The sequence below is a fragment of the Pseudonocardia kongjuensis genome, from assembly GCF_039526905.1.
Lineage (GTDB): Bacteria > Actinomycetota > Actinomycetes > Mycobacteriales > Pseudonocardiaceae > Pseudonocardia > Pseudonocardia kongjuensis.
In genome coordinates, this window is the sequence record NZ_BAAAJK010000053.1 from 171,963 (window position 1) to 198,277 (window position 26,315).

The 26,315-nt window shown below is 73.1% G+C and carries 46 protein-coding genes; 40 read left to right on the top strand and 6 right to left on the bottom strand.

The genetic code is table 11. The annotated features are described in order from the left end of the window. Positions 1 to 37 precede the first annotated feature (37 nt). From ABD160_RS30495 to ABD160_RS30505, 3 genes are read right to left on the bottom strand one after another with little or no spacing between them, the layout of a single operon-like run. Positions 38 to 1,126: an alpha/beta hydrolase gene (locus ABD160_RS30495; protein ID WP_344029228.1), complete on the bottom strand. Its 1,089-nt coding sequence runs from the start codon at positions 1,124 to 1,126 to the stop codon at positions 38 to 40. Positions 1,127 to 1,145: 19 nt separating this feature from the next. Beyond that, complete coding sequence (locus ABD160_RS30500) at positions 1,146 to 1,394, bottom strand: acyl-CoA carboxylase epsilon subunit (RefSeq protein ID WP_344029231.1); 249 nt, start codon at positions 1,392 to 1,394, stop codon at positions 1,146 to 1,148. Then, the gene (locus ABD160_RS30505; protein WP_344029234.1) at positions 1,394 to 3,034 is read right to left on the bottom strand and encodes an acyl-CoA carboxylase subunit beta; all 1,641 of its coding nucleotides are present in this window, start codon (positions 3,032 to 3,034) and stop codon (positions 1,394 to 1,396) included. The genes ABD160_RS30500 and ABD160_RS30505 overlap by 1 nt, the downstream gene beginning before the upstream one ends. A gap of 139 nt (positions 3,035 to 3,173) precedes the next feature. On the opposite strand from ABD160_RS30505, the gene ABD160_RS30510 reads away from it, so the two are divergent. From ABD160_RS30510 to ABD160_RS30520, 3 genes are all read left to right on the top strand, one after another. After that, the gene (locus ABD160_RS30510; protein WP_344029236.1) at positions 3,174 to 4,028 is read left to right on the top strand and encodes a biotin--[acetyl-CoA-carboxylase] ligase; all 855 of its coding nucleotides are present in this window, start codon (positions 3,174 to 3,176) and stop codon (positions 4,026 to 4,028) included. Positions 4,029 to 4,126: 98 nt separating this feature from the next. After that, a complete protein-coding gene (locus ABD160_RS30515; protein ID WP_344029239.1) occupies positions 4,127 to 4,708 on the top strand; it encodes a PH domain-containing protein in 582 nt (193 codons plus the stop codon). Next, positions 4,705 to 5,640 carry a hydroxymethylglutaryl-CoA lyase gene (locus tag ABD160_RS30520; protein ID WP_344029242.1) on the top strand — a complete coding sequence of 312 codons (936 nt, stop codon included), beginning with the start codon at positions 4,705 to 4,707 and terminating at the stop codon, positions 5,638 to 5,640. Before ABD160_RS30515 ends, ABD160_RS30520 begins: the two co-directional genes overlap by 4 nt. Here ABD160_RS30520 and ABD160_RS30525 read toward each other — a convergent pair. Next, positions 5,615 to 6,466 (bottom strand): inositol monophosphatase family protein, encoded by an 852-nt coding sequence (locus ABD160_RS30525; protein ID WP_344029245.1) that lies wholly within the window; start codon positions 6,464 to 6,466, stop codon positions 5,615 to 5,617. The two genes, ABD160_RS30520 and ABD160_RS30525, sit on opposite strands and share 26 nt — an antisense overlap. A gap of 74 nt (positions 6,467 to 6,540) precedes the next feature. Between ABD160_RS30525 and ABD160_RS30530 the strand changes: the two genes are divergently transcribed. Continuing rightward, positions 6,541 to 7,197, top strand: a complete 657-nt coding sequence (locus ABD160_RS30530; protein WP_344029248.1) for a response regulator transcription factor — start codon at positions 6,541 to 6,543, stop codon at positions 7,195 to 7,197. Here ABD160_RS30530 and ABD160_RS33445 read toward each other — a convergent pair. Then, entirely contained in the window at positions 7,182 to 7,523 is a 342-nt protein-coding gene (locus ABD160_RS33445) for a helix-turn-helix transcriptional regulator (RefSeq protein ID WP_425563692.1), read from the bottom strand. The genes ABD160_RS30530 and ABD160_RS33445 overlap by 16 nt on opposite strands. A gap of 92 nt (positions 7,524 to 7,615) precedes the next feature. On the opposite strand from ABD160_RS33445, the gene ABD160_RS30535 reads away from it, so the two are divergent. The 20 genes from ABD160_RS30535 (at position 7,616) to ABD160_RS30630 (ending at position 17,230) form a co-directional block, all read left to right on the top strand. Beyond that, on the top strand, positions 7,616 to 7,831 hold the full coding sequence (locus tag ABD160_RS30535) for a helix-turn-helix domain-containing protein (RefSeq protein ID WP_344029251.1): 216 nt from the start codon (positions 7,616 to 7,618) through the stop codon (positions 7,829 to 7,831). After that, the gene (locus ABD160_RS30540; RefSeq protein ID WP_344029253.1) at positions 7,828 to 8,304 is read left to right on the top strand and encodes a hypothetical protein; all 477 of its coding nucleotides are present in this window, start codon (positions 7,828 to 7,830) and stop codon (positions 8,302 to 8,304) included. Before ABD160_RS30535 ends, ABD160_RS30540 begins: the two co-directional genes overlap by 4 nt. 137 nt (positions 8,305 to 8,441) lie before the next feature. Continuing rightward, positions 8,442 to 8,876: a hypothetical protein gene (locus ABD160_RS30545; protein WP_344029255.1), complete on the top strand. Its 435-nt coding sequence runs from the start codon at positions 8,442 to 8,444 to the stop codon at positions 8,874 to 8,876. Continuing rightward, on the top strand, positions 8,873 to 9,142 hold the full coding sequence (locus tag ABD160_RS30550) for a hypothetical protein (RefSeq protein WP_344029258.1): 270 nt from the start codon (positions 8,873 to 8,875) through the stop codon (positions 9,140 to 9,142). The genes ABD160_RS30545 and ABD160_RS30550 overlap by 4 nt, the downstream gene beginning before the upstream one ends. Then, the gene (locus ABD160_RS30555; RefSeq protein WP_344029261.1) at positions 9,139 to 9,567 is read left to right on the top strand and encodes a hypothetical protein; all 429 of its coding nucleotides are present in this window, start codon (positions 9,139 to 9,141) and stop codon (positions 9,565 to 9,567) included. Before ABD160_RS30550 ends, ABD160_RS30555 begins: the two co-directional genes overlap by 4 nt. Further along, positions 9,564 to 10,079, top strand: coding sequence for a hypothetical protein (locus ABD160_RS30560; protein WP_344029264.1), 516 nt, complete (start codon positions 9,564 to 9,566; stop codon positions 10,077 to 10,079). The genes ABD160_RS30555 and ABD160_RS30560 overlap by 4 nt, the downstream gene beginning before the upstream one ends. Continuing rightward, positions 10,076 to 10,390 (top strand): hypothetical protein, encoded by a 315-nt coding sequence (locus tag ABD160_RS30565; protein ID WP_344029267.1) that lies wholly within the window; start codon positions 10,076 to 10,078, stop codon positions 10,388 to 10,390. The genes ABD160_RS30560 and ABD160_RS30565 overlap by 4 nt, the downstream gene beginning before the upstream one ends. 29 nt (positions 10,391 to 10,419) lie before the next feature. Then, entirely contained in the window at positions 10,420 to 10,740 is a 321-nt protein-coding gene (locus ABD160_RS30570) for a hypothetical protein (protein WP_344029272.1), read from the top strand. Next, entirely contained in the window at positions 10,733 to 11,029 is a 297-nt protein-coding gene (locus ABD160_RS30575; RefSeq protein ID WP_344029274.1) for a hypothetical protein, read from the top strand. Before ABD160_RS30570 ends, ABD160_RS30575 begins: the two co-directional genes overlap by 8 nt. After that, positions 11,026 to 12,168 carry a DUF5131 family protein gene (locus ABD160_RS30580; RefSeq protein ID WP_344029277.1) on the top strand — a complete coding sequence of 381 codons (1,143 nt, stop codon included), beginning with the start codon at positions 11,026 to 11,028 and terminating at the stop codon, positions 12,166 to 12,168. The genes ABD160_RS30575 and ABD160_RS30580 overlap by 4 nt, the downstream gene beginning before the upstream one ends. Then, positions 12,161 to 12,592, top strand: coding sequence for a hypothetical protein (locus ABD160_RS30585; protein ID WP_344029279.1), 432 nt, complete (start codon positions 12,161 to 12,163; stop codon positions 12,590 to 12,592). Before ABD160_RS30580 ends, ABD160_RS30585 begins: the two co-directional genes overlap by 8 nt. After that, complete coding sequence (locus ABD160_RS30590) at positions 12,589 to 13,509, top strand: DUF2303 family protein (RefSeq protein WP_344029281.1); 921 nt, start codon at positions 12,589 to 12,591, stop codon at positions 13,507 to 13,509. The genes ABD160_RS30585 and ABD160_RS30590 overlap by 4 nt, the downstream gene beginning before the upstream one ends. Before the next feature lie 3 nt (positions 13,510 to 13,512). After that, on the top strand, positions 13,513 to 14,163 hold the full coding sequence (locus ABD160_RS30595; RefSeq protein ID WP_344029284.1) for a hypothetical protein: 651 nt from the start codon (positions 13,513 to 13,515) through the stop codon (positions 14,161 to 14,163). A 55-nt stretch (positions 14,164 to 14,218) separates the two neighbouring features. After that, positions 14,219 to 15,034 carry a hypothetical protein gene (locus ABD160_RS30600; protein WP_344029287.1) on the top strand — a complete coding sequence of 272 codons (816 nt, stop codon included), beginning with the start codon at positions 14,219 to 14,221 and terminating at the stop codon, positions 15,032 to 15,034. A gap of 78 nt (positions 15,035 to 15,112) precedes the next feature. Next, positions 15,113 to 15,379: a hypothetical protein gene (locus ABD160_RS30605; RefSeq protein WP_344029290.1), complete on the top strand. Its 267-nt coding sequence runs from the start codon at positions 15,113 to 15,115 to the stop codon at positions 15,377 to 15,379. Positions 15,380 to 15,396: 17 nt separating this feature from the next. Then, complete coding sequence (locus ABD160_RS30610; protein ID WP_344029293.1) at positions 15,397 to 15,750, top strand: DUF6197 family protein; 354 nt, start codon at positions 15,397 to 15,399, stop codon at positions 15,748 to 15,750. Beyond that, the gene (locus ABD160_RS30615; RefSeq protein WP_344029296.1) at positions 15,743 to 16,072 is read left to right on the top strand and encodes a hypothetical protein; all 330 of its coding nucleotides are present in this window, start codon (positions 15,743 to 15,745) and stop codon (positions 16,070 to 16,072) included. The genes ABD160_RS30610 and ABD160_RS30615 overlap by 8 nt, the downstream gene beginning before the upstream one ends. Continuing rightward, positions 16,065 to 16,724 carry a hypothetical protein gene (locus tag ABD160_RS30620; RefSeq protein ID WP_344029299.1) on the top strand — a complete coding sequence of 220 codons (660 nt, stop codon included), beginning with the start codon at positions 16,065 to 16,067 and terminating at the stop codon, positions 16,722 to 16,724. Before ABD160_RS30615 ends, ABD160_RS30620 begins: the two co-directional genes overlap by 8 nt. Next, positions 16,717 to 16,929 (top strand): hypothetical protein, encoded by a 213-nt coding sequence (locus ABD160_RS30625; protein ID WP_344029302.1) that lies wholly within the window; start codon positions 16,717 to 16,719, stop codon positions 16,927 to 16,929. The genes ABD160_RS30620 and ABD160_RS30625 overlap by 8 nt, the downstream gene beginning before the upstream one ends. Then, a complete protein-coding gene (locus ABD160_RS30630) occupies positions 16,922 to 17,230 on the top strand; it encodes a DUF7352 domain-containing protein (protein ID WP_344029305.1) in 309 nt (102 codons plus the stop codon). Before ABD160_RS30625 ends, ABD160_RS30630 begins: the two co-directional genes overlap by 8 nt. Positions 17,231 to 17,321: 91 nt before the next feature. On the opposite strand, the gene ABD160_RS30635 is transcribed toward ABD160_RS30630, so the two are convergent. Further along, positions 17,322 to 18,194 carry an alpha/beta fold hydrolase gene (locus tag ABD160_RS30635; protein WP_344029308.1) on the bottom strand — a complete coding sequence of 291 codons (873 nt, stop codon included), beginning with the start codon at positions 18,192 to 18,194 and terminating at the stop codon, positions 17,322 to 17,324. Positions 18,195 to 18,375: 181 nt separating this feature from the next. Here ABD160_RS30635 and ABD160_RS30640 point away from each other — a divergent pair, with 181 nt between their 5' ends. The 16 genes from ABD160_RS30640 (at position 18,376) to ABD160_RS30715 (ending at position 26,223) form a co-directional block, all read left to right on the top strand. Beyond that, positions 18,376 to 18,768 (top strand): DUF4326 domain-containing protein, encoded by a 393-nt coding sequence (locus ABD160_RS30640; RefSeq protein ID WP_344029311.1) that lies wholly within the window; start codon positions 18,376 to 18,378, stop codon positions 18,766 to 18,768. Beyond that, positions 18,752 to 19,231 carry a LexA family protein gene (locus ABD160_RS30645; RefSeq protein WP_344029314.1) on the top strand — a complete coding sequence of 160 codons (480 nt, stop codon included), beginning with the start codon at positions 18,752 to 18,754 and terminating at the stop codon, positions 19,229 to 19,231. Before ABD160_RS30640 ends, ABD160_RS30645 begins: the two co-directional genes overlap by 17 nt. After that, a complete protein-coding gene (locus ABD160_RS30650; RefSeq protein ID WP_344029317.1) occupies positions 19,228 to 19,818 on the top strand; it encodes a hypothetical protein in 591 nt (196 codons plus the stop codon). The genes ABD160_RS30645 and ABD160_RS30650 overlap by 4 nt, the downstream gene beginning before the upstream one ends. Then, positions 19,808 to 20,212, top strand: a complete 405-nt coding sequence (locus ABD160_RS30655; RefSeq protein WP_344029820.1) for a YkgJ family cysteine cluster protein — start codon at positions 19,808 to 19,810, stop codon at positions 20,210 to 20,212. Before ABD160_RS30650 ends, ABD160_RS30655 begins: the two co-directional genes overlap by 11 nt. Continuing rightward, positions 20,209 to 20,868, top strand: a complete 660-nt coding sequence (locus ABD160_RS30660) for a hypothetical protein (RefSeq protein WP_344029321.1) — start codon at positions 20,209 to 20,211, stop codon at positions 20,866 to 20,868. Before ABD160_RS30655 ends, ABD160_RS30660 begins: the two co-directional genes overlap by 4 nt. Then, a complete protein-coding gene (locus tag ABD160_RS30665; RefSeq protein WP_344029324.1) occupies positions 20,865 to 21,548 on the top strand; it encodes a 3'-5' exonuclease in 684 nt (227 codons plus the stop codon). The genes ABD160_RS30660 and ABD160_RS30665 overlap by 4 nt, the downstream gene beginning before the upstream one ends. Next, on the top strand, positions 21,545 to 21,901 hold the full coding sequence (locus ABD160_RS30670; RefSeq protein ID WP_344029328.1) for a hypothetical protein: 357 nt from the start codon (positions 21,545 to 21,547) through the stop codon (positions 21,899 to 21,901). The genes ABD160_RS30665 and ABD160_RS30670 overlap by 4 nt, the downstream gene beginning before the upstream one ends. After that, positions 21,898 to 22,497, top strand: coding sequence for a hypothetical protein (locus ABD160_RS30675; protein ID WP_344029331.1), 600 nt, complete (start codon positions 21,898 to 21,900; stop codon positions 22,495 to 22,497). Before ABD160_RS30670 ends, ABD160_RS30675 begins: the two co-directional genes overlap by 4 nt. After that, a complete protein-coding gene (locus ABD160_RS30680) occupies positions 22,494 to 22,994 on the top strand; it encodes a hypothetical protein (protein ID WP_344029334.1) in 501 nt (166 codons plus the stop codon). The genes ABD160_RS30675 and ABD160_RS30680 overlap by 4 nt, the downstream gene beginning before the upstream one ends. Next, complete coding sequence (locus ABD160_RS30685) at positions 22,991 to 23,176, top strand: hypothetical protein (protein WP_344029337.1); 186 nt, start codon at positions 22,991 to 22,993, stop codon at positions 23,174 to 23,176. The genes ABD160_RS30680 and ABD160_RS30685 overlap by 4 nt, the downstream gene beginning before the upstream one ends. After that, positions 23,173 to 23,706, top strand: a complete 534-nt coding sequence (locus ABD160_RS30690; protein WP_344029339.1) for a hypothetical protein — start codon at positions 23,173 to 23,175, stop codon at positions 23,704 to 23,706. The genes ABD160_RS30685 and ABD160_RS30690 overlap by 4 nt, the downstream gene beginning before the upstream one ends. Further along, positions 23,703 to 24,050 carry a hypothetical protein gene (locus tag ABD160_RS30695; RefSeq protein ID WP_344029341.1) on the top strand — a complete coding sequence of 116 codons (348 nt, stop codon included), beginning with the start codon at positions 23,703 to 23,705 and terminating at the stop codon, positions 24,048 to 24,050. Before ABD160_RS30690 ends, ABD160_RS30695 begins: the two co-directional genes overlap by 4 nt. Beyond that, the gene (locus tag ABD160_RS30700; RefSeq protein ID WP_344029344.1) at positions 24,047 to 24,238 is read left to right on the top strand and encodes a hypothetical protein; all 192 of its coding nucleotides are present in this window, start codon (positions 24,047 to 24,049) and stop codon (positions 24,236 to 24,238) included. Before ABD160_RS30695 ends, ABD160_RS30700 begins: the two co-directional genes overlap by 4 nt. Before the next feature lie 132 nt (positions 24,239 to 24,370). Next, entirely contained in the window at positions 24,371 to 25,156 is a 786-nt protein-coding gene (locus ABD160_RS30705; RefSeq protein WP_344029347.1) for a hypothetical protein, read from the top strand. 249 nt (positions 25,157 to 25,405) lie between these two features. After that, complete coding sequence (locus ABD160_RS30710; protein WP_344029349.1) at positions 25,406 to 25,663, top strand: hypothetical protein; 258 nt, start codon at positions 25,406 to 25,408, stop codon at positions 25,661 to 25,663. After that, positions 25,660 to 26,223, top strand: coding sequence for a hypothetical protein (locus ABD160_RS30715; RefSeq protein ID WP_344029352.1), 564 nt, complete (start codon positions 25,660 to 25,662; stop codon positions 26,221 to 26,223). The genes ABD160_RS30710 and ABD160_RS30715 overlap by 4 nt, the downstream gene beginning before the upstream one ends. Positions 26,224 to 26,315: the final 92 nt, after the last annotated feature.

A 26,315-nucleotide genomic window follows, 5' to 3' on the forward strand; every position in this document is an offset into this window, starting at 1 on the left:
GGCGCGGGCGTTCTCCCCAGTTCTGGGTAGCCGCGGCTCAGCCGGCGGGGCAGCCGACCGGCGGGAACGGTCCGGTGCGCCCGGCGAGCCACGGCAGCGAGTCGGCGAAGGCGGCGGAGAACAGGTCGAAGTCGTGCCCGCCGCCGTCGACGGTCCGGGTGCAGACGTCGATCCCGGCCGCCCGGGCGGCCGGTGCGAGCCGGTGCGCGGCGGCCAGCGGCTGCGGATCGGCGGAGCCGGTCTCGAACCAGCCGCCGAGGCCGGGGAAGCGCCGGGTCGCCAGCAGCGCGGCGGGCTCGTGCCCGGCGAACGCGGCCCGGTCGCCGTCGAACAGGTCGCCGACGGTGGACCCGACGGCGTTGGTGTCGCCGGACCGGGGCCCGGCCAGGCCCGCGTAGTCGCCGAAGGTGCCGAACACGGCGGGATGGCGCAGCGCGAGCGTGACCGCGCAGGAGCCGCCCTCGGACAGCCCGGCCACCGCCCAGGCGGGGCCGGGACCGAGGGTGCGGAAGGTCCGGTGCACCGCGGCGACCAGGTCGTCGGTCAGGTAGGTCTCGGCCCTGCCGGCCGGGCCGTCGACGCACTCGGAGTCGGCGGTGACCGATCCGTTGATGTCCGGCATGACCAGGATCGGGGCCCGGCCGCCGTGCGCGGCGGCGAACGCGTTCGCGGTGTCGGCGGCGCGGCCGCCGTCGATCCAGTCCTGCGGCGATCCGGGGGTGCCGTGCAGCAGCACCACCACCGGGAGCTGCGGCCGGGGCCGGGCGAACCAGGCCGGCGGGACCCAGACCAGCGCCGGCCGGGCGTCGAACCCGGACGCCGCCGCCGGGATCGGGAACGGCGCGATCTCGCCGTGGCCGGGGACGCCGGTGCGGGTCAGCAGCTCGTCGAGCGCGACCTGGTCGGCCGGTGCGTCGCCGAGCACGAACCCGAGATCGCGGTAGTAGTCGTAGTAGCCGTTGGCGAGCGCGCCGGTGTTGACGACGAGCAGCACCAGCACGACGGCGAGCACCCCGGGCCGCGGGAGCCGCAGCAGCCGCAGACCGACGACCACCAGCACGCTGACCGCGGCCAGCGCGGCCAGGAACCCGGTCGTCGTGATGTCGGTCCGCAGCAGCGCGTTCACCGGGACGGCACCGGCGACGTCAGCGGGGCAGTCCCGAGGCGCGCCAGGCCCCGCGCCCCGCGACCAGCGGGGCGCGCAGCTGGGACGCCGGGTGCGACCACAGGTCCGGTGCGGCGGGTGCCCGCTCCGGCCCGCCCGCGCCGGCCGCCGCGGCGACCACCGCGGTGAGCGCGGCCAGCTCGTGGTCGTCCGGATTGCCCCGGACCACCCGGAACAGCGCGCGGCGCTGCTCCGGGGTCTGCTCGGTGCTCTCCTGCGGGCCGGCCATCAGAGCGGGATGTTCCCGTGCTTGCGGGTGGGGCCCTGCTCCCGCTTGGTGGCGAGCATCCGCAGCGCGCGGCCGACGTAGCCGCGGGTGTGCGACGGCGGCACGACCGCGTCGATGTAGCCGCGGTCGGCGGCGATGTAGGGGTTGCAGAGGGTGTCCTCGTAGTCCTGCTGCAGCTCGGCCCGCTTCGCCGCCAGCTCGTCGCCCTCCAGGGCCTTGAGCTCCTTGCGGTAGAGGATGGACACCGCGCCCTGCGCGCCGGTGACCGCGATCTGCGCGGTCGGCCAGGCGATGTTGACGTCGGCGCCGAGGTGCTTGGAGCCCATCACGTCGTAGGCGCCGCCGTAGGCCTTGCGGGTGATCACGGTGACCTTCGGGACGGTCGCCTCGGCGTAGGCGTAGATCAGCTTGGCGCCGCGCCGGATGATCCCGTTCCACTCCTGCTCGGTGCCCGGGAGGAAGCCGGGGACGTCGACGAAGGTCAGCACCGGGATGTTGAACGCGTCGCAGGTCCGGACGAACCGGGCGGCCTTCTCGGAGGCGTCGATGTCCAGGCAGCCGGCGAACTGGGTCGGCTGGTTCGCGACGACGCCGACGCTGCGGCCCTCGATCCGGGCGTAGCCGATCACGATGTTCGGCGCCCACAGCTCCTGGATCTCCAGGAAGTCCTCGTCGTCGACCACCCGGTTGATGACCTCGCGGATGTCGTACGGGGTGTTCGCCGAGTCCGGGATCAGCGTGTCGAGCTCGAGATCGGAGTCGGTGAGCCCGTCGGTGATCGAGCCGTCGACGGGCTCGGCGGCCGGGAACTCCGGCGGCTCGGACAGGTTGTTCGACGGCAGGAAGCTCAGCAGCTGCTTGACGTAGTCCAGCGCGTCCGACTCGTCGCCGGCCAGGTAGTGCGCGACGCCGGAGCGGGAGTTGTGCGCCCGGCCGCCGCCGAGCTCCTCCATGTCGACGTCCTCGCCGGTGACGGTCTTGATCACGTCCGGGCCGGTGATGAACATGTGGCTGGTCTCGTCGACCATCACGGTGAAGTCGGTGATCGCGGGGGAGTACACCGCGCCGCCCGCGCACGGGCCCATGATCAGCGAGATCTGCGGGATCACGCCGGAGCTGCGCACGTTGCGGGTGAAGATCTCGCCGTAGAGGCCGAGGGCGACCACGCCCTCCTGGATCCGGGCGCCGCCGCCGTCGTTGATGCCGATCATCGGGCAGCCGATCTTCGTCGCCAGGTCCATCACCTTGACGATCTTCTCGCCGTAGACCTCGCCGAGCGCGCCGCCGAACACCGTGGCGTCCTGCGAGAAGATCGCGACCGGGCGGCCGTCGATGGTGCCGGTGCCGGTCACCACGCCGTCGCCGAACGGGCGCTTGTCCTGCATCCCGAAGTTGGTCGACCGGTGCCGGGTCAGCGCGTCCAGCTCGACGAACGAGCCGGGATCGAGCAGCTGGTCGATCCGCTCGCGTGCGGTCTGCCTGCCCTTGGCGTGCTGGCGCTCGACGGCCGCCGCGGATCCGGCGTGGATCGCGTCGTCGAAACGCTGGTACAGGTCGGCGAGCTTGCCCGCCGTGGTGTGCACGTCAGGTGCGGCCCCACCGTCGTCCGGGGTCGCCATCGGCTCCGTTGCGGCGCTCATGAGGCGGGAGCCTAACCCGGCGGATGCGCGCCGATCGGCGTGATGTCCGCCGCAGCGCACCCGGTCGGGTGAGGAGCGTTATCGATCCGGGTCCTGCCGAGGGCGACGGTGTGCCGTACGCCCGTTACGGTGCGCGGTGATGACGACCGGGACGAACCCCGACGAGGGTGCCGACGAACCGCTGGACGTGTACGCCCTGCGCACGGCGGTGCTGCGCCCGGCGGGCGGCTGGACGGCGCTGGACGTGGTCGCCTCCACCGGCTCCACGAACGCCGACCTGCTCGCCGAGGCCGGTCGGGGCGCGCCGGACCGGTCGGTGCTGATCGCCGAGGAGCAGGTGCGCGGCCGCGGCCGGCTGGACCGCACCTGGACCTCGCGGCCCGGTGCGGCGATCACGATGTCGGTGCTGTGGCGCCCCGAGGGGGTGCCCGCCGACCGGCTGGGCTGGCTGCCGATGCTGGCCGGGGTGGCGCTGGTGGACGCGGTCACCGAGGTGGCGCCGGGCCTCCCGGCCGCCCTGAAGTGGCCGAACGACCTGCTCGCCGGGCCGTCCCGGGGCAAGGCCGCCGGCATCCTGGCCGAGATGACGGCGGTGTCCGGTGGCGGGCCGGGCGTCGTGCTGGGCATCGGTCTGAACGTCGCCACCCCGCCGCACGAGCTGCCGTGGGGGGCGACCTCGCTGGCCGCGCACGGGCTGAGCGCGACCCGCGCCGAGGTCGTCGTGGCGCTGCTCGGGCACCTGTACCTGCGCGAGGCCGAGTGGCGCGACGCCGGCGGGGACGCCGACGCGTGCGGGCTCCGGTCGGACTACCGGTCGCGCTGCGCCAGCCTCGGCTCCCGGGTCCGGGTGGAGCGCCCCGGCGGCGACCACCTGGTGGGGATGGCCGAGGACGTCGACCCGCAGGGCAGGCTGCTGGTGCACCTGGAGAACGGCGACCGGGTCGCGGTCGCCGCCGGCGACATCGTGCACCTGCGCGCGGCCGATCATCCGTAGCGCACCGCCGGCTCAGCCGGCTCACCCGTTGCGCTGACCAGCGGGTTCGCACCGCGCGTCGGCCCGGCGACCGGCCCGCGCCGTTCTAGCCTGGGGTCATGGCGTTCCCGGACGACGCGCTCGGCGAGGACGAGCGCGTCGTGCTGCTCGGCCGGCCGCACTGGCGGTTGTGCCTGCGCCCGGCCTGCGCGCTGCTGCTGGTGGCGGCGGTGGCCGGGTTCGCCGCGGCGGTGGTGCGGCTGCAGGTGTGGGCGCCCTGGGCGTGGGCGCTGCTCGGCGTGCTGGCCGGGCTCGCCGTGACCCGGACGACGGTGCTGCCGCTGGTCCGCTGGCGCTGCTCGCACCTGCTCGTGACGAACCTGCGGTTCGTCGTCCGGGAGGGGATGGGCGCCCGGGAGGGGCTGGACGTGCCGATCGACCGGATCGACGCGGTGCGGGTCCGCAGCACCACCGTCGAACGGCTGCTGGGCTGCGGCACCCTGGCGCTGGACGTGGCGGGGGAGCGGCTGACCTTCCGGCACGTCCCGGTGGTGGAGCGGGTGCAGGCCCGGCTGCACCGGGAGATCGGCCGGACCGGGAGCGCGCGGCGCGGTGCGGCGGGCACGGCGCCGGGGGAGACGCAGCGCACATCCCTGCGGGGGCGTGCGGGCGCCGCGGTCCGGGAGAGGATGGGGGCGTGAGCAGCCTGCCGACGACGGTGCGCGACGCCGATCTCCCCGAGCGTGTCGAGATCTACGAGGTCGGGCCGCGCGACGGCCTGCAGAACGAGTCGGCCGTGATCCCGGTCGAGATCAAGGCAGAGTTCCTGGACCGGCTCGCCGACGCCGGGCTGCGCACCCTGGAGGCGACCAGCTTCGTGCACCCGAAGTGGGTCCCGCAGCTCGCCGACGCCGCCGACCTGCTGGCCCGGCTGCACCGCCGCGACGGGCTCGACTACCCGGTGCTGACGCCGAACGAGCGCGGCCTGGACCGGGCGATCGAGGCGGGCTGCGACCACGTCGCGGTGTTCGCCTCGGCCACCGAGACCTTCGCGAAGCGCAACCTCAACCGGACCCTCGACGAGCAGTTCGCGATGTTCGAGCCGACCGTCACCCGCGCCGTGCGCGAGGGCCTGCGGGTGCGCGCGTACGTGTCGATGGTGTTCGGCGACCCGTGGGAGGGCGGCGTCGATCCCGGCCAGGCGGCCGCGGTCGGGGCCCGGCTGATGGAGATGGGCTGCGACCAGCTCTCGCTGGGCGACACGATCGGCGTCGCCACCCCGGCGCACGTCGGCGCCGTGCTGGACGCCTGCGCCGCGCGCGGTGTCGGCGTCGACCGGATCGCGGTGCACTTCCACGACACCTACGGCCAGGCGCTCGCCAACACCCTGGCCGCGCTGCGCCGCGGCGTGACGACCGTGGACGCCAGCGCGGGCGGCCTGGGCGGCTGCCCGTACGCCGGGTCGGCGACCGGCAACCTCGCCACCGAGGACCTGGTGTGGATGCTCGACGGGCTGGGCATCGCGCACGGCGCCGACCTGCGGGCGCTGGTCGACACCAGCGTCTGGATGGCCGGGCACCTGGGCCGGCCGTCGCCGTCGCGGGTGGTCACCGCGCTGGCGCCGGAGTCCTGATCCCGGCCGTCCCGCGGAGCACGCCCAGCACGTCGTCGTGCAGCAGTCCGTTGCTGGTCAGCCCGTGCCCGCCGGCGTAGGTCGGGTTCCCGGTCAGGTCGGTCAGCCGGCCACCCGCCTCGGCGACGACGGCGGCCGGTGCGGCCAGGTCCCACGGGTTCGCCGCCGGTTCCACGGCCACGTCGAGCACGCCCTCGGCGACCAGGCAGTGCTGCCAGAAGTCGCCGAACGCGCGGGACTCCCAGCACGCCTCGGTGAGCGCGGTCCAGCCGTCCCGGGAGACCGGCCCGGGCTCGGTGCGGAAGGTCTCCTGGTTGGTGGTGGAGACGTAGGCGTCGGCGACGTCCGAGACGCCGGACACCGAGATCCGGTGCGGGGTGCCGGACGGCAGGTCGCGGGCCCACGCCCCGGCGCCGGTCGCGCCCCACCAGCGCCGGTGCAGGGCGGGCGCGCTGACCACGCCGACCACCGGCACACCGTCGACGACCAGCGCGATCAGCGTCGCCCAGGCGGGCACGCCCCGGGAGAAGTTCTTGGTGCCGTCGATCGGGTCGACCACCCAGCCGCGCCCGGTCGGCGCGCCGCCGCTCGCACCGCGCTCCTCGCCGAGCACGGCGTCCCGCGGGCGCTCGTGGCCGAGCGCCGCGCGGATCGCGTCCTCGGCGGCGGTGTCCGCGTCGGTCACCGGGGTGCGGTCCGGCTTCCGGGTGACCCGCAGGTCGGCCGCCCGGAACCGGGGGAGGGTGATCGCGTCGGCGAGATCCGCCAGCCGCAGCGCGAGATCGAGGTCACGCGGGTCGGCGGGCACGTTCTGCTCGGGGCTCACGTTCGGCGAGCATGCCAGTCCACACGCACGGCTCCGCGACCCCGTCCCGGGCCGGCGGGCCTATGCTCGGCACGATGACCACCGTGGTGCTTGCCGAGGACGATGCGGCGATCGCCGAGCCGCTCTCCCGGGCACTGCAGCGGGAGGGATACGACGTCGAGGTCGTGTCGGACGGGCTCGGGGCGCTGGACCGGGTCACCCGTGACCCGGCGGACCTGCTCGTGCTCGATCTCGGACTGCCCGGCATGGACGGCCTGGAGGTCTGCCGGCGGGTCCGGGCCGCCCGGTCCGACCTGCCGGTGCTGATGCTCACCGCGCGCACCGACGAGGTCGACTTCGTGGTCGGTCTCGACGCCGGCGCCGACGACTACGTGTCCAAGCCGTTCCGGCTCGCCGAGCTGCTCGCCCGGGTGCGGGCGCTGCTGCGCCGCCGCACCCAGGACGTCGTCGAGGTGGGGGGCCTGCGGATGGAGCTCTCCGGGCGCCGGGTGCTGCTCGACGGCGAGGAGGTCACCCTCGCGAACAAGGAGTTCGAGCTGCTGCGGGTGCTGATGACGCACGCCGGGCAGGTCGTCACCCGGGAGGAGATCCTGCACGCGGTGTGGGGCGACGCCGACATGAAGTCGTCGAAGACGCTGGACATGCACATGTCGTGGCTGCGCCGCAAGATCGGCGGCGAGAAGCGCATCGCGACCGTCCGCGGGGTCGGGTTCCGCTACAACGCGGATTGAGCAGAAAGGTCAGTTCGCGGCTCGTTGTCCGGTCCGGGGTCGGCCGGAGAATCGACGCCGAGAATCCACGCAGCCGGGACTTCTGATAGTGCCTCGACCTGCCTCGCAATAGCGAGAATGTTTCGCGGCGTGGTGCGCCCCGATTCCCATGCGGCGTATGCTGCACGAGTTACTCCCAGATGCCGGGCAAGTTCGGTCTGCTGCATTTCGAGTAGATCGACTCGCACCTTGCGCATCCGATCCGCGAACGTCCATCGCGGGATGCGCCCACCGGGCCTGGTCCCGGCGTCCGCGGCTGTGCTCATGCGGCGAGTGTAACCAGACATCACCACGTATCACCAGTGTGACGGGTCACCAGCGCTGGTGACTCGGACGGACACTTGCGCTGCTGTGGGTAACACTGGTTACTATGCGTGCCATGCCCGGTAACACTGGTTACTCCGACGACGCCGTCGTGACTGGACGCGTCGCGGCCGAGATCGCCGGCGTGCACCACAACACCCTCTACCGCTGGATCAGACGCGGCGTCGTCCCCGCGACCCGAACACCGGGCGGCGAGCTCCGCATCCGCGTCGGCGACGTCCGACCGGAGAAGCTCAACCAGCCCGTCGAGCCCCAGTCGATCCCCGCGTGACCCCCACCCCGCTCCCCATCGCCGACGCCCTGGTCGGTGTCGTCGCCGGCTGGTGGGCTCCCACCGGCGCGCACCGGGTCGAGGAGCCGGCCCACCGGATGACCCGCAGTCAGTTCACCGGCAACCGCGGGCAGACCGCGCTGTGCGGTCTGTCGATCGTGCACGCCGGCCGGGTCCCGGATGGTTCGACCGCGCGTCGGCAATGCCCGGCGTGCGCGGTGGCTGCGGCCCGGATCTCGCGCCACGACGCCGTGTCGACGTCGGTGAAGCCTCCGGCGCCGACCCTGCCCCGGGCCGCGGTCCGGCCGGCGTCGACCCCGGGCGTGAACACCGCTGCGGCGCGGGCAGCGCGCCGGTTCGCGTTCCGCAACAGCTTCATGTCCTCGGAGCGCGCGCGTTCCTACGCCGCCGCCCCCTACGACCCGCCGTCGGCCGCTCTCGCGGCGGCCGCGCGGCTGCCTGTCCCTTCATGAAGAAGGCCGGGCCCGGCTCGTCCCCGGTCCCGGCCCCGTCCCCACGGAGATGATCGATGCCCATCCCCGCTGAACGCGCCCCGATCGTAGCTGCGGATCCTCCGCACACCCAGGGCCCGAACATCCGAGTTCTACGTGTGCTGGTCCCGGTCGTCGGCTGGCTGCTGGCCCGGCTGCACTCGGTCCGGATGACCGCGTATCTGGTGCTCGACGAGGCTCGCTGCCGTGTCGAGCAGGAGTCCCTCGACCAGCACTTCGCCACGGTCCCGCGGGACCGACCCGCCGGCGCCGGGTTGGCTCCGCTGCACGACGGCCGCCCGGTGCTGCTGTCTCGCGGGTACGAGCTGGATCCGTCGTGGGTACGCCTCGACGGCGACGCGTTCGACGACGTCGTGCGGCACGTGGTCGCGTTGGGCAAGCCGCACGCCCCGGTCCTGCAGGTGGGGGCCGGGCACCCGACTGGGAAGCCGTTGCTCGACGACCTCGCCGAGGACGTCGACGAGCGCCGCGTCGACGCCGCGATGCGCTACCTGTCCGGGGAGTTCGTCGAGATCGTGCGGAAGTCCTCGTGAGCGCCCCGACCCTGCCCCGGCCGACCACTCGCCCGGCGGGCACCGTGCGTGCCCTGCAGGTCCCGGGCCCGGTCGCCCCGATGGTGCTGGCCGCTGATGCGGCCCGGTCCGGGTTCGGGATCCGTCGCCCGCTGCGCGGCCAGCAGGTGATGCCGTGCACCGGCTGCGGTCAGATGATGGCTGCTGCGGCGATGCGCTGGCTGCCGGGACCGAGGATGGGGATCGGGTGCGCGCGGTGCGCGACCGGGTCGGCGGGTGCCCGGTGACCGCGACACTGCAGTACCCGGCCGCCACGATCACGAACGACTGGCTGCGTGACCTGGTGGAGCTGATCGGGGTCCGCGACAGCGACCCCGCGTCGGCGCTGCCGCCGCTGCTGGGCCACGAAGCCCCGGTGGTGGTGACCGGCCGGATCGAGCTCCACCCGTACCTGCTGCGCGGCGACGTCACTGCCCTGGTCCGCTGGACCCTTGAGCTGGACGGCCCGTCGCTGCACGCCTACCCGGCCCCGTCCCCGGGGGATGTCGACGTGCACGTCCTCGGGATCCTGCTCGGCCAGCCGGTGCGTCTGCGCGCGACGACGCACCGCCGCGTCCCGGGCGCCCCCGGGCTGCTGACCTCTGATCAGCTCGGCGCTGTCGTGCAGGCCGAGATCGGTGCGATGCCCTCGCTGCGCCGGTGGTGGTCGTGACCCGCAGCGTCGGCGACAAGGACCGGACGGTGACCCGGCCGCACCCGGAGCGGCACGTCGGGTTCACCGGCACCCGCCGCGGCATGACCAGCCCGCAGGCCTCCGCGGTCGCGACCGCGCTGACCCGCTTGCAGACGGCCGGGGCCCGGTTCTTCCATCACGGGGACTGCATCGGCGCCGACGACCGGGCGGCGACGATCGCCCATGAACTCGGCCTCGAGGTGGTGATGCACCCGCCGACGAACTCGGCGGCCCGCGCCTGGGCCTACTTCGACCACAGCCGGCCCCCGCACCGCTACCTGGTCCGTAACCGGCACATCGTCGCCGAGTGCGCGTGGATCCTCGCCTGCCCGGCGACGTTCCGACACGAACTGCGCTCCGGGACCTGGTCCACGATCCGCGCAGCCCTCGACCTCGACCGCCGCCTGACGATCATCGCCCCGGACGGGGTGCTGATCGACCCGCGCAGCATCGGCGCCCCGCAGCAGCCTCACCGGGCCGGTGCCCGGTGAGCGCCGCTCTGGTGCTGGTCGCGTCGCTCGACGACCTCGACCAGGTGTGCCGTGCCGCGGGGCTGCGGGAGATCCACGGCCGCGCGGGCTCCCGCACTTGGTCTGATGACCACGGCAGCTACGTCGACGCCCACGCCGACACCGCGACCGGTGTCCTGCGCGTCGACATCACCCCGCAGCGTCGCGCCGGGGTGATCCCTCCGAGCCTCGTCGCGTGGTTCGCCGCCGGCCCGACCCTCGCCGCGGCCGCGGTGACCGCGGCGATCCAGGATGTGCAGAACGCGGTCGCCGCCGGGGGTGGTGGCCGGTGAGTACCCGCTGCCGCGGTGTGTGCGGAGCCGTGCTGGTCCCGGCCGACTCGGCCGCCGGCGTTGCGCTTCCCACTGGTGTCCGGCGGAAGAAGGCCCGCGGCCTGTGCGGGGCCTGCTACATGGCGTCGTGGCGCCGCGAGGACCTGGCCGAGCACGCGGTACAGCAGCGTCCCCGCGACGACGTGCTCGACGACTGGCTGGTGCTGCGCGGGGAAGGGCTGTCCCTGCGTCAGGCTGCTGCCCGGTTGGGGATGTCGTTCGAGGCGTTCGAGCGGGCGTTCTACCGGGCCCGCGGCGACGGCGACGAGCGTGCGCTACCACCGCTGGTGTCGGAGGTGCGCTGTGCCTGAGCAGCAGTCCGACACCGGCACCGGCTGGGGGGCCTGGTCGCTGATCCCGCGCGCGGACAGCTCCTCCGGGGTCGCGCACCGGATCCGTCCGGCCGGCGGCGACGACCGCTGGCAGACCGCGTGCGGCCGTGTGCTGCTCGGGCTGGTCCCGACGCCGGCCCCGGACGGGCACCGCAAGTGCGCGACGTGCCTGCGCCAGGACCGCCCGGGCGGCGCCCGGTACCGGCAGATGCCGCCCCGGCACGGCCGCCGCCGCACCGAGGCGATCCGCGGGGCGGTGGCCCGATGAACTCGACGACGATCGAGTGGACCGATCGCACCTGGAACCCGGTCACGGGATGCACCAAGGTCAGCCCGGGGTGCGACCACTGCTACGCCGATTCCATCGCGACCCGGTTCGCCGGGACGAAGGCGTTCCCGCACGGGTTCGAGGTCACCCTGCGCCCGGACCGGCTCGCCGCACCGCTGCAGTGGAGCAAGCCGTCCCGGGTGTTCGTGAACTCGATGTCCGACCTGTTCCACGACGACGTCCCGGACGAGTTCATCGCCCGGGTCTGGGCGGTCATGGCGGCCTCGCCGCGCCACACCTTCCAGGTGCTGACCAAGCGCCACGGCCGCATGCGGTCGCTGCTGAGCTCGGCGGCGTTCCGGGTCAGCGTCGGAGCCGCCATCGGCGACCTCGAGCTGCCGGGCCCTGGCCGGTTCCGGCAGATCACACCAGAGCAGGCGACGACGGCGACGACGGTGTGGCCGCTGCCGAACGTCTGGCTGGGTGTCTCGGTCGAGGACCAGAAGCGCGCCGAGCTCCGCGTCCCGGCGCTGCTGGAGGCCCCGGCCGCGGTCCGCTTCCTGTCGTGCGAACCGCTGCTCGGCCCGGTCGACCTGCTCGGCCCGTGGCATCCGCTCAAGGGCCGCTCGAAGCCCACGTACTGGCTGACGCCACAGCCGGTGTGGGGTGACCCGGTCCCGGTCGACGGCACTGACCTGACGCTGGCACCGCTCGAACAGCTCCCGGCGATCGACTGGGTCATCGCGGGCGGCGAGTCCGGCCCGAAGGCCCGCCCGATGCACCCCGCCTGGCCGCGCGCGCTGCGCGATCAGTGCGCCGCGGCCGGGGTGCCGTTCTTCTTCAAGCAGTGGGGCCGCTGGTCGATCTACCCGGCCACCCGCCCGGACGGCCTGATGGACCTACGCGGCCGCATCACCGTCGCCGACGACGGCACCGTCTACCAGCCGGGCGATCTGGCCTGGCCGGACGGTCCCCGCGCAGGCGAGGCGGTCCGGGCCGGCCACGACCGCGCGCAGCTGACGGCTATGTACCCGCGCCGCGACCAGCACACCCGCGAGCTGGACGAACGTACCCACGACGCCTTCCCGGACGCCCCCTCGTCCACCCCCCGATCAGCACCTGGAGCCGCTGATGTCTGAGTCCACCCCCGACCCGACTGGTGAGGTCGCCGCGCCACCGCTGGACGCCGCGGCCCGGGCCCGGCTGGAGGCCGAGGAACAGAAACGCGCCGATGACGACCTGGCCGGGGAGCTGATGGTGACCCTGACGCAGTGGCGGGGCGGCGCGCTGATGGTCGAGGTCGCGAAGAAGCTCCGTGAGCTGGTGAAGGCGGTCCGGCTGCACAGGAAGGCCGGAACAATCACGTTGAAGATCACGGTCCGGCCGATCTCGAAGAACACCGTCTCGACCCTGGAGCTGGTCGACGACGTGACCGTGAAGGCCCCGACGGCGGCCCGGGAGAGCTGGACGCTGTTCAGCTCGCGCTCCGGTGCGCTGACCCTCGAGCACCCCGACCAGCTCTCCATCCAGATCCACAACACCCCTGCCGGAGGCCAGCAGTGAGCAGCACCGACCACATCCTGGAGAACAGCGCCGCAGAGGTCGGCGACGTGCACTCGGGCCCGGGGGAGCTGCTGCGGGAGACCGAGCGTCTCGTCCGCGACGCGGTGTCCGAGCGCCCCGACGTGTCGTGGCCGGACCGCCCGGATCACGTCCTGGCCCAGGTCCTGCGCCCGGGTGACGAGCTGCGCATCAAGGACCTGGAGCAGTACCTCGACGAACCGGCCCGCCCGCGCGGCGAGTACCAGGTGTTCGACGCCCCCTCGTTCGTCACGCTGGTCCAGCGCCTGCGGGAACCGCAGACCACGTTGTGGGCGCACCAGCCCGCGACGGGTGCTACCTCGCCGTCGATCACCGCGGTGTTCAACGACGCCGACGGCCCGGACGGTGTCGGGATCGGGTGGCGCGATCACCGCGCGAAGCTGGTGGTGAAGGTCGACCCGGACTGGGCGGCGTGGGCCGCGATCGACGGGAAGGCACTGGGGCAGGTCGCGTTCGCCGAGTTCGTCAACGACCACCTGCACAACATCGTCGACCCGCCCGCCGCCGGCCTGGTCGGTGCGATCACCACGTTCAACGTGAAGCGCAACGTCACCTTCTCCCAGGCGGTCAACCTGGAGTCGGGCGCGCAGGAGTTCACCTGGCTGGAGCGCGACGAGGCCGCCGGGAAGGTGAAGCTCCCGACCGAGCTGACGGTGCGGACCCGCCCGTACTTCGGTTCGGACCCGGTGGATCTGCAGGTCGCGCTGCGGCACCGGGTGACCAAGGAGGGCGGCCTGTCGCTGATCGCGGTCCGGATCCGCCCGGACATCGCCGAGGAGCAGGCCTGGTCGGTGGTGACCGGCCGGGTCTCGGAGGAGCTCCCGGACCTGCCGATGCTGCAGGGCTCCGCCCCGGCCTCGCTGCGGGCGGGTTCCTGAGCGATGTCCGACGTCCCGCCGATCCCGGCCGCGCTGGCTCACCGACCGACCGTCGGTGGGCTGGTGCAGCCGTGGCTCAACGTCGCCCTGGCCGACGGCGGCGTCGACTTCCGCGCACAGCACCAGTCCCGCGCTGCGGCGTGCTGGACCCGCGGCCTGTGCCAGGTGTGCGGGAACCCGCTGCGCCCGCCGGCGGTGCTGCTGGGCGGCCCGAAGCAGCTGCGCCGCCTGATGTTCGACGAGCCACCGCTGCACCCGGAGTGCTGCCTCTACACCTCGCAGGCCTGCCCGATGGTGTCCGGCCGCACCGAGTACTACGCGGACCGCCCGGTGCTGTCGTCGGGGCACCGCGGGAAGACGTGCGCCACACCGGGCTGTGACTGCGGGGGCTGGGTCCCGACGCCCGGGGTGGCACCGGCGCAGCCGGCCGCTGATCCGGCTCACGAGTGGTTCGCCGTGTGGGTCCGCGGGTTCTCGCCGGCGGCGATGCACGACTCACCACAGCACATCACGCACGGCGTCGTCCGGCCGGCGGACGTCATCCGCGTCGTGCTGGTGTCCAGGCCTGGTGAGGGCCGGGTCTGGCACCGCCTGGACCTGGCCGCGGCGCTCGCCGACTACGACGCCCCGCGCCCGGCCGCCGGGCCGCCGTAGCGGCGGGCCCGCGTACTGCCCTTGTGACCTGCTCCCCCCTCGGAGGTCCAACCCGATGACCTGGTTCAAGGTCGACGACTCGTTCGACGATGACCCGCGGATGTTCGATGCCCCGGACTGCGCTGTCGCGCTGTGGACACGCGCTGGGGTGTGGGTGGCCCGGCACCTGCAGGACGGCCGGGTCCCGGCTGGTCTACCGGCGCGCAAGTGCGACGACCCGGAGCGGGCGGTCGCCGAGCTGGTCCGCCGCGGCGTGTGGGAGCCCACCGAGGACGGGTGGCTGTTCGTCGACTGGTTGGAGGATCAGCCGTCGCGTGAGCAGGTGCTGGAGAAGCGCCGCAAGGAGACCGAGCGGAAGGCCAGAATGCGCGGCGCGCTGGCCGAAAAGCGTCGTAAGGCCAGGTCAGCGCGTCCCAGTGGGACACCCGGTGGGACACCCACAGGGACTCCCGACGGGAGTCCCACGCGGAGTCCCGCTCTTCCCGACCCGGGGTCCCTTCCTTCGTCAGGGACCCCCGCGGCGGCCGACGGGCCGCCCGCCGCGTCGGCGGGGCACGTGCCCGTGTCCTCGCCGGAGGTGCGTGCTGCCGCGCTCGCCGCGGTCGCTGCCGCGACGACGTCGCGCCGCCGCGGCCGGCACACGGCACCGGCGGGTGCTCGACCGCTGATGACCTCGATCAGCGACACAGCTTCGGCGGCGGGTTCGTCGTCGAGGCCGTCCCGGCCCGCGGATGCGCAGCGGGCCGAGCAGGACCGGTTGGCCGAGCTGGACGCCGTCCAGGTTGCCGATGCGGGTGTCGGCGGTCCGTCACCGCCACCCGCCACCGGAAGGGAACCGGTCCCCGACCAGCAGAAACGAGAAACAGGATGAGCGTTCAATTAGTTGGCGATCGAACCGAATCGGTGCATACTGGAACAGGCGTTCGGTATGCACCCGGAGGTGATCACGATGCGCCGGCACTCGGACCTGTCCCTCAACCAGCTGCAGCGGATCTCCGAGTCGACGCGGGTTCCGTGCCCGCCGCGTTCGTCCCGCCGTGGCTGCGGAGCCCCGATCGGGCAGCAGTGCGTGTCCCTGGCCGACGGCCCGAACAAGAACCGCCCGCTGGGCGGCCTCGGAGCGCACGTCGACCGGCTCCTGATCGCCCGCGGCGAGCTCACCCCGCCGGCGCCGGACACCCCGGCGCCGGCCGGGCGGGAACCCGTCCTGGCCTGACCGAGCACACCGCCGAGGTGCTCGACCGGGCCGCGGACCTGATCGCCGCCCACGGGCTCTGGAAAGGCGAGCTGTGGCCGGGCGCCGACCGTGGCTGCCGGTACGGCTCCGGGCAGGCGACGTGCCTGGCCGGGGCGCTGCTGGTGGCCCGCCTCGACCAGGCCGGGCTCCTCGGCCCGGCCGTGCCGGCACCGACGTCCGCGGCGCTGCTCGACGACCCGGCGGCCGAGGCGGTCGCGCAGGTCCTGCGCCGCCGCCACGTCCGGGGCCTGACCGACGTGATGCGCTGGTCGGACCGGCTGCGAATCGCCCGCCGCCGCCGCGCGGTCCGGGTGCTCCGTGCTGCTGCTCGGAGGTGCCGCCGTGGCTGAGCAGCAGACCACGAAGCCCGCCCCGGAGGCGCTGGCCCGGTTCCGGCTCGCTCAGGACATCAAGCCGAGCCAGTGGTTCCGCTCGACCTACGAGGTCGACGGCGCCGACGTCGACCTGTGGGCCGAGGTCCAGATGGTCCTGCACAAGGAGCAGATCGGGACCGGCCGCAAGTTCGTGCAGATCATCGGGATGGCCACCGACGGGAAACCGGTGCAGCACTTCGCAGCGCGCGGCGACGAGGTCCTGTCGCTGACCGTCCCGCACGCGAAGAGGTGCGGGATGACCCTCCCGGCCGTCGACGAGGAGACCGCAGATGCCTGACCTGCACACCCTGCTCCGGGCCCCGGACCTACACGCCACCGTCCACCACGTGGCGCCGGGCACCGTCGACCCGGAGGCCGGTGAGCTGGTCCCGCCCGGCTGGCACGTGACCGCGGTCGGCGACTCGTCCGAGCCGGAGTCCGTGCTGCTGGACCTGCACGTCCAGTTCGGTGTCGACGTCGACGGGGCCCTGATCGAGGAGCAGCTCGCGCGCGCTCTGGCCGACCAGCTGAACACCGGGTCCGGCGAGGGGGAGCCGATCCACCAGCACTTCGGCCTGACCTACGCCAACTACCTGGTGCTCCACCGCACCCTGATGCAGTCCATGCCGCTCGGCTGGCAGCGCCGCATGGTCGCCTGCCTCGACGAGCTCCACGACGCGTTCCGGCACGTCGACCGCCCGGACTCCTTCCACGTCGAGGCCGGCGTCGCGGCCTACGTCGCGGAGCTGACTCCCTCGCAGCTGAACACGCTGCGGATCACCCGCGAGCTGTCGGACCCCGACAACGAGGACAGCGACTGGGTCTGGCACGACGACGCCGGTACCGAGCTCGACCGGAACCATCGGGTCGTGCTCCCCGCGCCGGACCCGGTGCCGCACTACGAGCGGGGCCGGGCCCGCGTCGAGCCCTGGGGAGGCGATCGTGGCTGAGCAGATCAGCGACCAGGACCCGGGCATCGAGGTCACCGCCAAGGACCTGAAGACGGGTGAGACGCAGACGACCGTGGTGAAGGACGACTACGTCCTGATCACCGCGGGGACCTGCTACCTCCACCACCTCAACGACTTCCCCCGGGCTGGCACCCGCGTGCTGACGGTGAAGGGCCGGAACGGACGGAGCGCGGACCGTGGCTGAGCAGACGATCTGGCGGTTCGAGGACCGACTGGCCGAGCACGTCACGCTGACGATCCCGCCGTCGGCGGAGGTGCTGGGCATCCGCACCCACCGCCGCCGACGGCGGGACATCGAGGTGTGGGTACGGCTGAATCCGGAGGACCCGCCGGAGCCTCGGGTGCTGGTGGCTGTCGGGACTGGGCACCCGGTCCCGGACGACGTCGGCCGGTTCGTGGGGTCGGTGTTCTTCGGGGACGGGGACGCGTTCGCCTTTCACTTCTTCGAGGTCGGCCGGGCGGAGGAGGTGGCCAGCGATGGGTGACCGCGGAACGGTGCGGGTGTCCGGCGCCGAGTTCACGGCCGTGACGGAGGCTGAGCGGAACCCGCGGGTAGGCGCCGTGAGGCGGATTGTCTCAACTGGAGTCCTTGCTGACTCCATGCAGTTCGGCGGCCGCTTCCACAACCGCCTCGGGCGCGGTGTGAGCCACCAGGTGGCCGGCGTCAGGGACAACGCGTGTGGTGGCGTGCAGTGTCGATCGCGCGACGCCGGCGAGCCGGGGCGGCGGGAAGAAGCGATCGTGCTCACCGACGACGACCCGGCACGGGGTGTGCTGCCAGGCGGCGATCGTCACGTTCGGCAGCGGGGCCGGCGCGAGGCTGCTCCGTGCGTGGTTGGGCACCATCGCCATCCACTCCACCAGCCGGTCGTGATCAGCGATCGGTGCCCCGGCTGCCATCGTGGCGAGCAAACGGGCAGCGCGGCGTGGGGTCGGTCGCAGCAGCCACGGCAGGGTCGCGCGGAGCGTGACCAGGTCCACGCGCGCTTCGATCAGCCCGGCCGGAGCTACCAGCACCAGCCCGCGGACCTCTGGGGTGGGGTCACCGCAGAGCGCCGCTACCGCACCGAGAGACTCGCCGACCAGCAACAGCGGCCCGGAGTTCGCGCTGATGCCTCGAAGTACCTGGGTGAACCAGTGCTGGTGCTGCGTGACCAGGTCGTCGATCGGCCGCTGACCGGAACTCAGACCTGGCTGTCCGGGTGTGTCCACCGCGGTGACCTGGAACGACCTCGACAATGCCGAGATCAACGGTGTCGAGGTCGCTGCCCCGAAGTTGGTCCCCGGCAGAAGGACGACGCCCGGTCCGGACCCGACGGTGGTGAGGTGAGTGGGTCCGAGGCAGGTCGGGAGGGTTCGTCGACGCGCGGTGGGAAGAGCACGGTCCAGCTCGGCGCGGCACCAGTCCTGCAGAGCCCGGCGGCCGGCTTCCGAGCGATAGACGTTCACGGTTGTCCTCTCGACGGCACGGTTCATCGCTCGCCGACCAGACTTCCCGGCACACCGCGCTGGAGCCTAGATCCGGAGTTTCTCTGTGGCGACCGAGATGACCATCAAGATCCCGTAAAGGTGGTTACGCAGTCGCATCGCACGCCCCCCGGCCCCGGCGGTGAGCACCGTGGCTGAGCGAGTGCGCCTGTCTCGAGCCCGCGGGTACCGGAAGCCGGAGAACGCCATCGTGGTGGCGCGCCCGACCCGCTGGGGCAACCCGATAAGCCTCTCCGACGTCGCCGCCCAGTACCCGAGCCTGGACGACCGGCAGGTCGCGACGCTCGTTGTTCGGGACTTCGAGGTGCTGGCCGAGCGCGGTCGCCTGTCCTTCCCGAACTGGCGGCACCTCGGGGGCCGCCGAGGCCCGGTGGCGTGGACGTACCCGCCTCTCGCGGAGATCCGCGAGCAGCTCGGCGGCCGAGACCTGGCGTGCTGGTGCCCGCTGGACATGCCGTGCCACGCCGATGTGCTGCTGCGGATCGCGAACTCGGAGCCCCCGACGAGCACGGACGGCGGTGAGCACAGTGGCTGAGCTCGCCGAGGCTCGTCCGCTCCTGTCCCGGGTGCAGCGCCTGGTCCTGGACTTCATCCGGGAGCACGTCCGCGATCACGGCTATCCGCCGACGATCCGTCAGATCGGTGCCCGGGCCGGGGTGACGTCGACGTCGTCGGTGTCGCATCAGATCAAGCAGCTGGAGCTGAAGGGCTACCTGGAGCGTGACCCGTTCCGGCAGCGCGCGTTGCGGGTCGTGGGCGGCGGCCCGGAGGACAGCTCGGTGCCGCGCAGCATCTGCGAGGTCGTCGACGACCTGGTCGACGCCTGGCACCAGCTTGCCCGCTCCGACATCGGAGATGTGTCGCTCGCTGAGTTCCTGCAGCTGCGCCCCGCCGAGCAGACCGAGTGGGCGTGTGACGCGGTGCTGCCGGGCCGGCTGCACCCGTACTGGCGGTGGCTGCACCGTTCGCTGGCTCTGCCGAGGGGAGATGCACGGTGAGGATCGCGGATCTGCGGCCGGGGGACCGGCTGGAGGGCAGCCCGACGGGGGAGTCGGCGACGCTGATCTCGTGGTCGGTGCCGCACCCGGTGTACCCGGCTCTGGCTCTGGTGGTGTGGCGGATGGGCGATGGCCGGTTGTCGCTGGACGCGCTGGACCCGGAGCAGCACGACGTCACTGGCTCAGTGGTGGTGGAGCAGTCGGAGGATCAGCGCCTGGAGTCGCTGCGCCGGGCGATCGGCTTCCCGGACGACGACGGCGTCCCGACGGGCCCGGTGCTGGCCGACGAGGCACCGCGCCTGCCGGCCACCGGCGGGTTGCCGCCGGAGTCGAGTCGCTACTTCATCGCGGTCAGCCCGGGGACCGGGTTCCGGCTGGCGGTGAAGGTGACGGGCCGGCATCCGGTGGAGCCACCGAAGGGCCCGTTCCCGGTGTCGTCGCTGCGGGACGTCGCCGCGTTCGAGGAGTTCCCGCCGATGCTGATCCCACGCACTGACGAGGCCCTGATGTGGGAGGCCGACCAGGCGATCTACCAGGAGTGGAACGACGGCGAGGACGACGACGGCTGGGGTGACGATGAGGACTGACCGGGCCGCCGCGGTGGCCGAGCTGCAGCGCATCTACGACGACCTGCCGGCGGTGGCGTGCAAGGGCCGCTGCGCGGACGCCTGCACCTCGATCGACATGTCCGGGTTGGAGCGGCAGCGGATCCGGGACCGCGGCGTCGAGATCGCGCCGCGCTTGCCCGTGCACGAGCTCACCACCCTGGACCGGTTCGACCGAGTCCCGCGCTGCGCCGCCCTGACGGTGCTGAACACCTGCTCGGTGTACGAGGTGCGACCGCTGATCTGCCGCCTGTTCGGCGCGGCCCGGGGGTTGCGCTGCGAGCACGGCTGCGTCCCGGACCGGGAGCTCACCGATCCGGAGGCGTTCAAGTTGATCGCGCAGGTGACCGAGCTGTCGAAGGAGGCAGGTCTGTGACCCGCTGGCAGGTCGAACCGTTGGGGCAGTGGGGGCGCCCGGTGACACCCGAGCGCCGCTCGTCGGGCACGTTCCGGGCGGGCTGGTCGGCGACGCTGGATCTGCTGCTCAAGGAGATCGAGCACCTGGACCCGGTCGGCGCAGTCGCGCTCCGGGTGGATGCCCCACCTGACGACATCCGCCTGGACGGCATGTTGCGGGCCCGCGCCCGGGTCGACTTCCCGGGGGTGGTGGTGTCGTTCACCAGTGCCTCGAAGGGCCCGCTGTCGTTCTCCACTGACATGTACGAGCAGCGCTACTACAACGACCTCCCGGGCTGGCAGGCGAACGTCCGCGCGATCGCGCTGTCGTTGGAGGCGCTGCGCGCGGTGGACCGGCACGGCGCGACGTCGCGGGGTGAGCAGTACGTCGGCTGGCGCCAGATCGAGAGCGGCCCCCGCCCCGCGCCGGGCCCGTTCGACTCCCCGGACGAGGCGCTGCGCTGGATGCGCGACCAGGCGCACGCCGACATCGGGCTGCGTGCCCGGGACCTGTTCGGGGAGGCCTTGTTCCGCACGTTGGCGCGTCGGATGCACCCGGACATGCAGGGCGAGCAGTCCGCGTGGGCCCGTCTGGACGCGGCCCGGTTGATGTTGAAGGGATCGAACCTGTGGTGACCACCATCGAGAGCCACGGCCCGCTGCACCGGGTCGTGGTCGACACCGAAACCACCGGGCTACGGCGCGGTTTCGACGTCCCGGTCGAGATCGCCTGGTGGGACCTGGTCACCGGGGACCGGGCGTCGTTCATCCCTCCGCACGGCGACTTCGACATGGAGCAGGCCAGCCCGGAAGCCCTGCAGATCAACGGCTACTGGGCGCGGGGCCTGGACAACCCGAACCGCTGGGACGACGGCACCGAGCTGCACCGCCTGCACACGGCGCTGCAGGACCGGACGTTCGCCGGGTCGAACCCGCACTTCGACATCGACATGATCCGCCCGCTGTTCGCGGCCGCCGGCCTCGCTCCGGAGCCCTGGCACCACCGGGTCGACGCCCTGGAGGGCTACGCCCGCGGCCGGCTGGGGCGCCGCACCCTCCCGGGCCTGGCCCGGGTGTGTGAGCTGCTCGGCGTCGACCCGGGTGACCACACCGCCGACGGCGACGTGACCGCGACGGGCCGTTGCTTCCTCGCCCTGGACGAGCTACCGCTGGTGCAGCTCGACGCCCGCTCCGACGACGATGCGACCCGTCTGGCGCGGGTCGTGCTGGCGATCCCGGACCACCAGCCGGTGAAGCCGGGCGATGTGCAGCACGGCCGCCGGCTGCTGCAGAAGCTGCTGGGGGCACCGGCGTGACCGGGCCGTACCTGGAACCGGACCTGCGTACCCCGGAGCCGTTCGTGGACCGCGTGGTCCTGCGCTGGGTGGCCGCCGCGGCACTTCTCGGTGTCCTGGCCGGCGCGGCGATCACTGCGGTCACCCATGACGTCCCGGTCGAGGCGCCGGGTAGCGCTTGGCGCACCGACTACGACCGCGGCTGGGCGTGGATGGTCGCCTCGCAGCACCGCGATCCACGCCCGGACGAGCTGGCCCAGGCGGAGTGCCGCTGGTGGGCCGACGGCGAGGGCGCCGACCTGATCGAGCAGCGCGACGCGTTCGTCGCCGGATGCGACACCGCCGCCCGCATGACACCCCTGGAGGCACCATGACCGACGAAGCAACGCACGAGATGCCCACCGTGTGGGCGGTCGGCGACATCCCCGATGAGCCGCCGCCCGGGACGGCGGTCCGCGACCGCGACGGCGCCGTCTGGCACCGCATCGTGATCGACACGACGACCCGATCCCGCTGGTGGCGTGCCGGCGCCATCGCTCCGCTGATCGGTACGGGGGACGCAGTACGCCGGTGGGACCAGCTGCTGCTCGACCATGGTCCGTTGACCCGCCTGGAGCCCGTCTCGGTAGACGCGACCGCGGCGACCATCGGCGTCGGACACCTCCAGGCCCGGATCCGACACCTCCAAGCCGAGCTGAGCCAGGCCGTCGACCGGTCCTACCGCGACGCCGTCCGTGACCTCGTCGCCCTGTTCCACTCCGGGTCGGCCGGGTTGCAGAGCCTGCGGGAAATCGGCAAGGACGACAGCAAGATCACCCTCACCGACGTTGTCACCGCGGTCCGGATGCACGTCGAGCCGAACACGCTCGGCGCGCCGGCTGGGTACGTCTCGCCGGAGCCAGCGGTGCCACCGGGCGACCGTCAGGCCTTCGTCGAGGCCGTGGCCACAGTGCGGGGGGAGGGATCGTGAACGTGTGGGCCGACTGGGTAGCCCCGGCCGTCGTGCTCCTCGGTGTCGCGCTGGTCTGGTCGGGGGTGCTGGTCGCCCGCCGCTGGCGGGTGCGCGCCGAGCGGGTCCTGGCCGAGGCTCGGGCGCTGGCGGCGGACGGTCTGGCCGAGCTGCAGCGGTGCGCCGCCACCTTCGTGCACCTCCCCGGCCCGGTCCGGCATGCCGCTCCTGCACTCGGAGAGGTCCCGGCACCGTGCCTGGTCGGCGTGCACCGGTGGGCTCGCCGTGATGTGACGAACGTGCGGAGGGCGGCGGAGTCCGCTCCGATGCTCTGCTCGATCACCTGGTACTGCGGGGACTGCCCGGCGACCCGGCACGAGCAGAACGTCGCGCCACCGCTGTCGCTGGTCGCAACGCCGGCGGCGGTGACACCGACGGTCGCGGCCCGGACGGGGATCCCGGGCGTTCAGCCGGCCGAGCCGAAGCCGCGCCGGGCGGTCGAGGGGGTGAGGTCGTGAAGGACACCGGACCGCGGCAGCCGCGGCTGCATCCGCTGTCCGCGGCCGGGCTGCTGGTGTGGATCGCCGGGGCCGGGCTCGCGCTGTTCCTGGGGGACTGGAAGTGGATCGCGTATGGGTTCCTCGCGTTCCTCACGCTCGGGATCGTCGGTGCTCTCCTGCAGGAGCGAGGCACCCGGTGACGCCGCCGGAGCTGCTGGTTCAGTCCGAAGTCCTCCCGTCCGGGACGTACGGGGTGGCGGTCGCGGTCGGCGAGGACGAGGCCTGGACGATGGCCCCGGACAGGGCGGTCTCCTACGCTGCCGGGTGCGTGGCCGCCGCGACGGAGGCCCGTCACGACGCCGCGGTGATCGCGGCGTTCGTGTCCCGCGACATGCTGTCCTCTGCCGAGGCCGCGAAGTTCGTCGTGTTCGAGCTGCGCCCCGATCGGGTGCGTGACGACCGCACCGCCCCGCTGCGGTTCGTGCCGGGGGTCTCTGCGTTCACCGGCCGCCCGTTCGTGCACGTCCACCTGCACGACAAGTCGATCGGGCAGCTCGACCCGTCGGCGCTGCGGGAGCACGCCCTCGGCGTCCTCGACGTCGTCGCTGCCGCGGACCTCGACGCCGCCCTGGTGCGCACGCTGCGCGGGACCGTCGGGGTGGAGGAGCACCAGGCCAGGGCCTTCGTCGAGGACCTGAGCAGACACTGGCCGAAGGACGACACGGCATGACGGCCTCGACACGGCGCCGCCGCGAGCGTGTGCCCCGCTCCGACGGCTCGGTGGCGGTCCAGACGAAACCGCCCCGCGCGGACATCCTGACCTACGCGAACGGCTGGCCGACCGTGCTGGTCCGCCGCACCCACGACGTGGAGACGGCGCGTGAGCTCGCCGCCGCCCGTTGGGCCGAGACCGGTGACGAGCGTCCGCTGGCGCATCACCGGGTGGGCTGGTGGCGCACGACGATGACGAGTCGCCGCCCGGACGGCGCGGCGACGGACGAGCAGGGCCGGGTCGTGCAGTGGTGTGAGGACGCCGAGCACGCCGCCGGCCCGGGAGTGGAGTTCCGGCCATGACCCCCTACGAGTGCAAGAGCAGCGGCTCACCGGTGACGGTGTGCATCAACTACCCGCCGCCGGCACCGCCGACGCTGTTCGAGCAGGTCGGCCAGTGGGTCGGGCTGCTCGCCGATGTTGCGCTGTTCGTGCTGGTAGTCAGCGTCGCGGTGCTGGCCGCCCGAACGGTCGCGCGCGTTCGCTCCTGACGACGTCCCCGCCCTGCTCCCCGACGGAGGTGTCTCTTGTCTCACCGAACGATGACCCGCCGCATGCCGACCAGGATGTCGGTGCGTCGTGGTCCGCTGCAGGTTTCGCTTCGCCGCGCGGGTGCGTGCCCGGTGTGCGGGCAGGCCCGGGCCGCGGCCCGCACGTTGTGCCTGGACTGCTGCCGCGACGTCGCCCGGATGCTCGACCCGGCCTGGGCGGGGGACCGGGACCAGCAGTTGCCGGCGTCGATCCCCGTGCTGTGGGAGCGCCTGGACCCGTTCCCGGCGGCGGGGGACCCGTCGGGCCGGCGGGCGCCGGGGTTCTGCTCGATGCCGCCGCTGGACCTGCAGGCCGTGGTGCTGCGCGATCCGCGGTCCCGCCCGGACCCGGTCGTCCCGGTCTGGTATCCGCCGCACCCGCGAGATGGCCGGGACGACTGGTCGCGTCCCTTGCGCGAGCTGGACGGTGAGCCGCGTCCGACGGAGTGGGCGATCGTCAGCCTGGCCGAGTCGGTGTTCGAGGTCCTCGACGTGGGCTGCACGGTGCTGGGGGACGAGCGGTTCCTGCCCGGCGGTCTGCTCGAGCACTGCGTGTGGATGCTGGACCGGGTCGAGGAGATCACCGCGCTCCCGCACGCCGCGGAGGTCCACCACGACCTGACCGTCGTGCTCGACGACCTCCGGGGCCCGGCCGGGGATCCGGCGGAGCGTTCGATCGGCGGGTGCAACGCGGTCGTGGGCCGCGGTGAGCAGCGCCGGCTGTGCGACGAGCCGCTGTACCTACCGCCGCCGCGTCCGGGGCACGTTGTCCCGGCGGGGGAGCCGGTGCTGCGCTGCCGGGCGTGCGACAAGCCGTACCGGCACATGGACCTGCTGCGGATGGAGATCGGGAGCGAGCTGGCCGGCCAGGCGTCGTGACGGAGGGGACCCGATGGTTGACGACGGGGCAGGTCGCGCAGCTGTGCGAGGTGCGGCCGGCGACGGTGCGGTCGTGGGTGCGGCGGGGGCATGTGAGGCGGGGGCCGGATGGCCGGATCGACGCTCGGACGGTGCTGCGGTACGTGGATGGTGGCCGGGCTGACCGGGCGGTTGAGCCGATCAATGCTGGTCAAAAACCTTGACGATGTATCGTAGCGCCGATACACTTGACACATCGCAAGGGAAAGGGTGACCATGGCCGACGACATCGACAAGCTCATCGACTGGGCCCGCTCGCAAGGCTGGAGCATCGAGGTCGACGCCAACGGCTACCGGCGCTTCTACGCCCCGGACGGCTCCTACGTCGTCCGCTACCCGGCGACCCCGAGCAACCCCCGCCGACGCCTCCTCGACGTCGTCACCGCCACCCGAGCGCGCGGCCTGCCCTGGCCGCCGCCCAGCAAGAAGGAGCAGCGCGCCCAGCGCAGGAAGGACGGCCGGAAGTGAGCACGATGCAGCTCGGCGACGACATCCTCGGCGGCCGTGACCACTGGGTCGTCCGGGTCACGCTCGCCACGATGTTCCCCCCGAACGAGCGACAGCTCGAGGCCATGGCCGACGCCGCCGACGCACACGACATGACCGTGGCTGCCCGCGGTCCGATCGTCGACGACGCCCGCGACGACGCTGGCATGGTGTTCACTGCCGAGGTCCCGGCCGACGAGATCGGTCAGGTGCCCGCCCGGGCGCTCGCCATCGCCCAGGAGACCTGTGGCTACGGCATCGCGATGCAGGTCGCGCTCGTCGATCTGCGGATCTGCACCGCCGCGGTCTACGAGGCCGAGGCGACGCGCCCCGACACCCCGGAGCTGCTCGCCGCGACCGACGTCGCCGAGCTCCTCGGGGTCTCTCGGCAGCGCGTACACCAGCTGCACTCCGAACGGGCCGACTTCCCGGCCCCGTACGCCCGCCTCGGGTCCGGCCCGATCTGGACGCGCCCGGCGATCGAGGCGTTCGACAAGCGCTGGACCCGCAAGCCCGGGCGTCCCGCGCGTGCGGTGAGCTGACCTGGAGGAGCGCCGACCCAGGGATCGCGACCCAGGGTCGGCGCTCTCATATCCTCCTGGACTCCGCCTCGGGTCCAGGGCGTTCAGCCTCA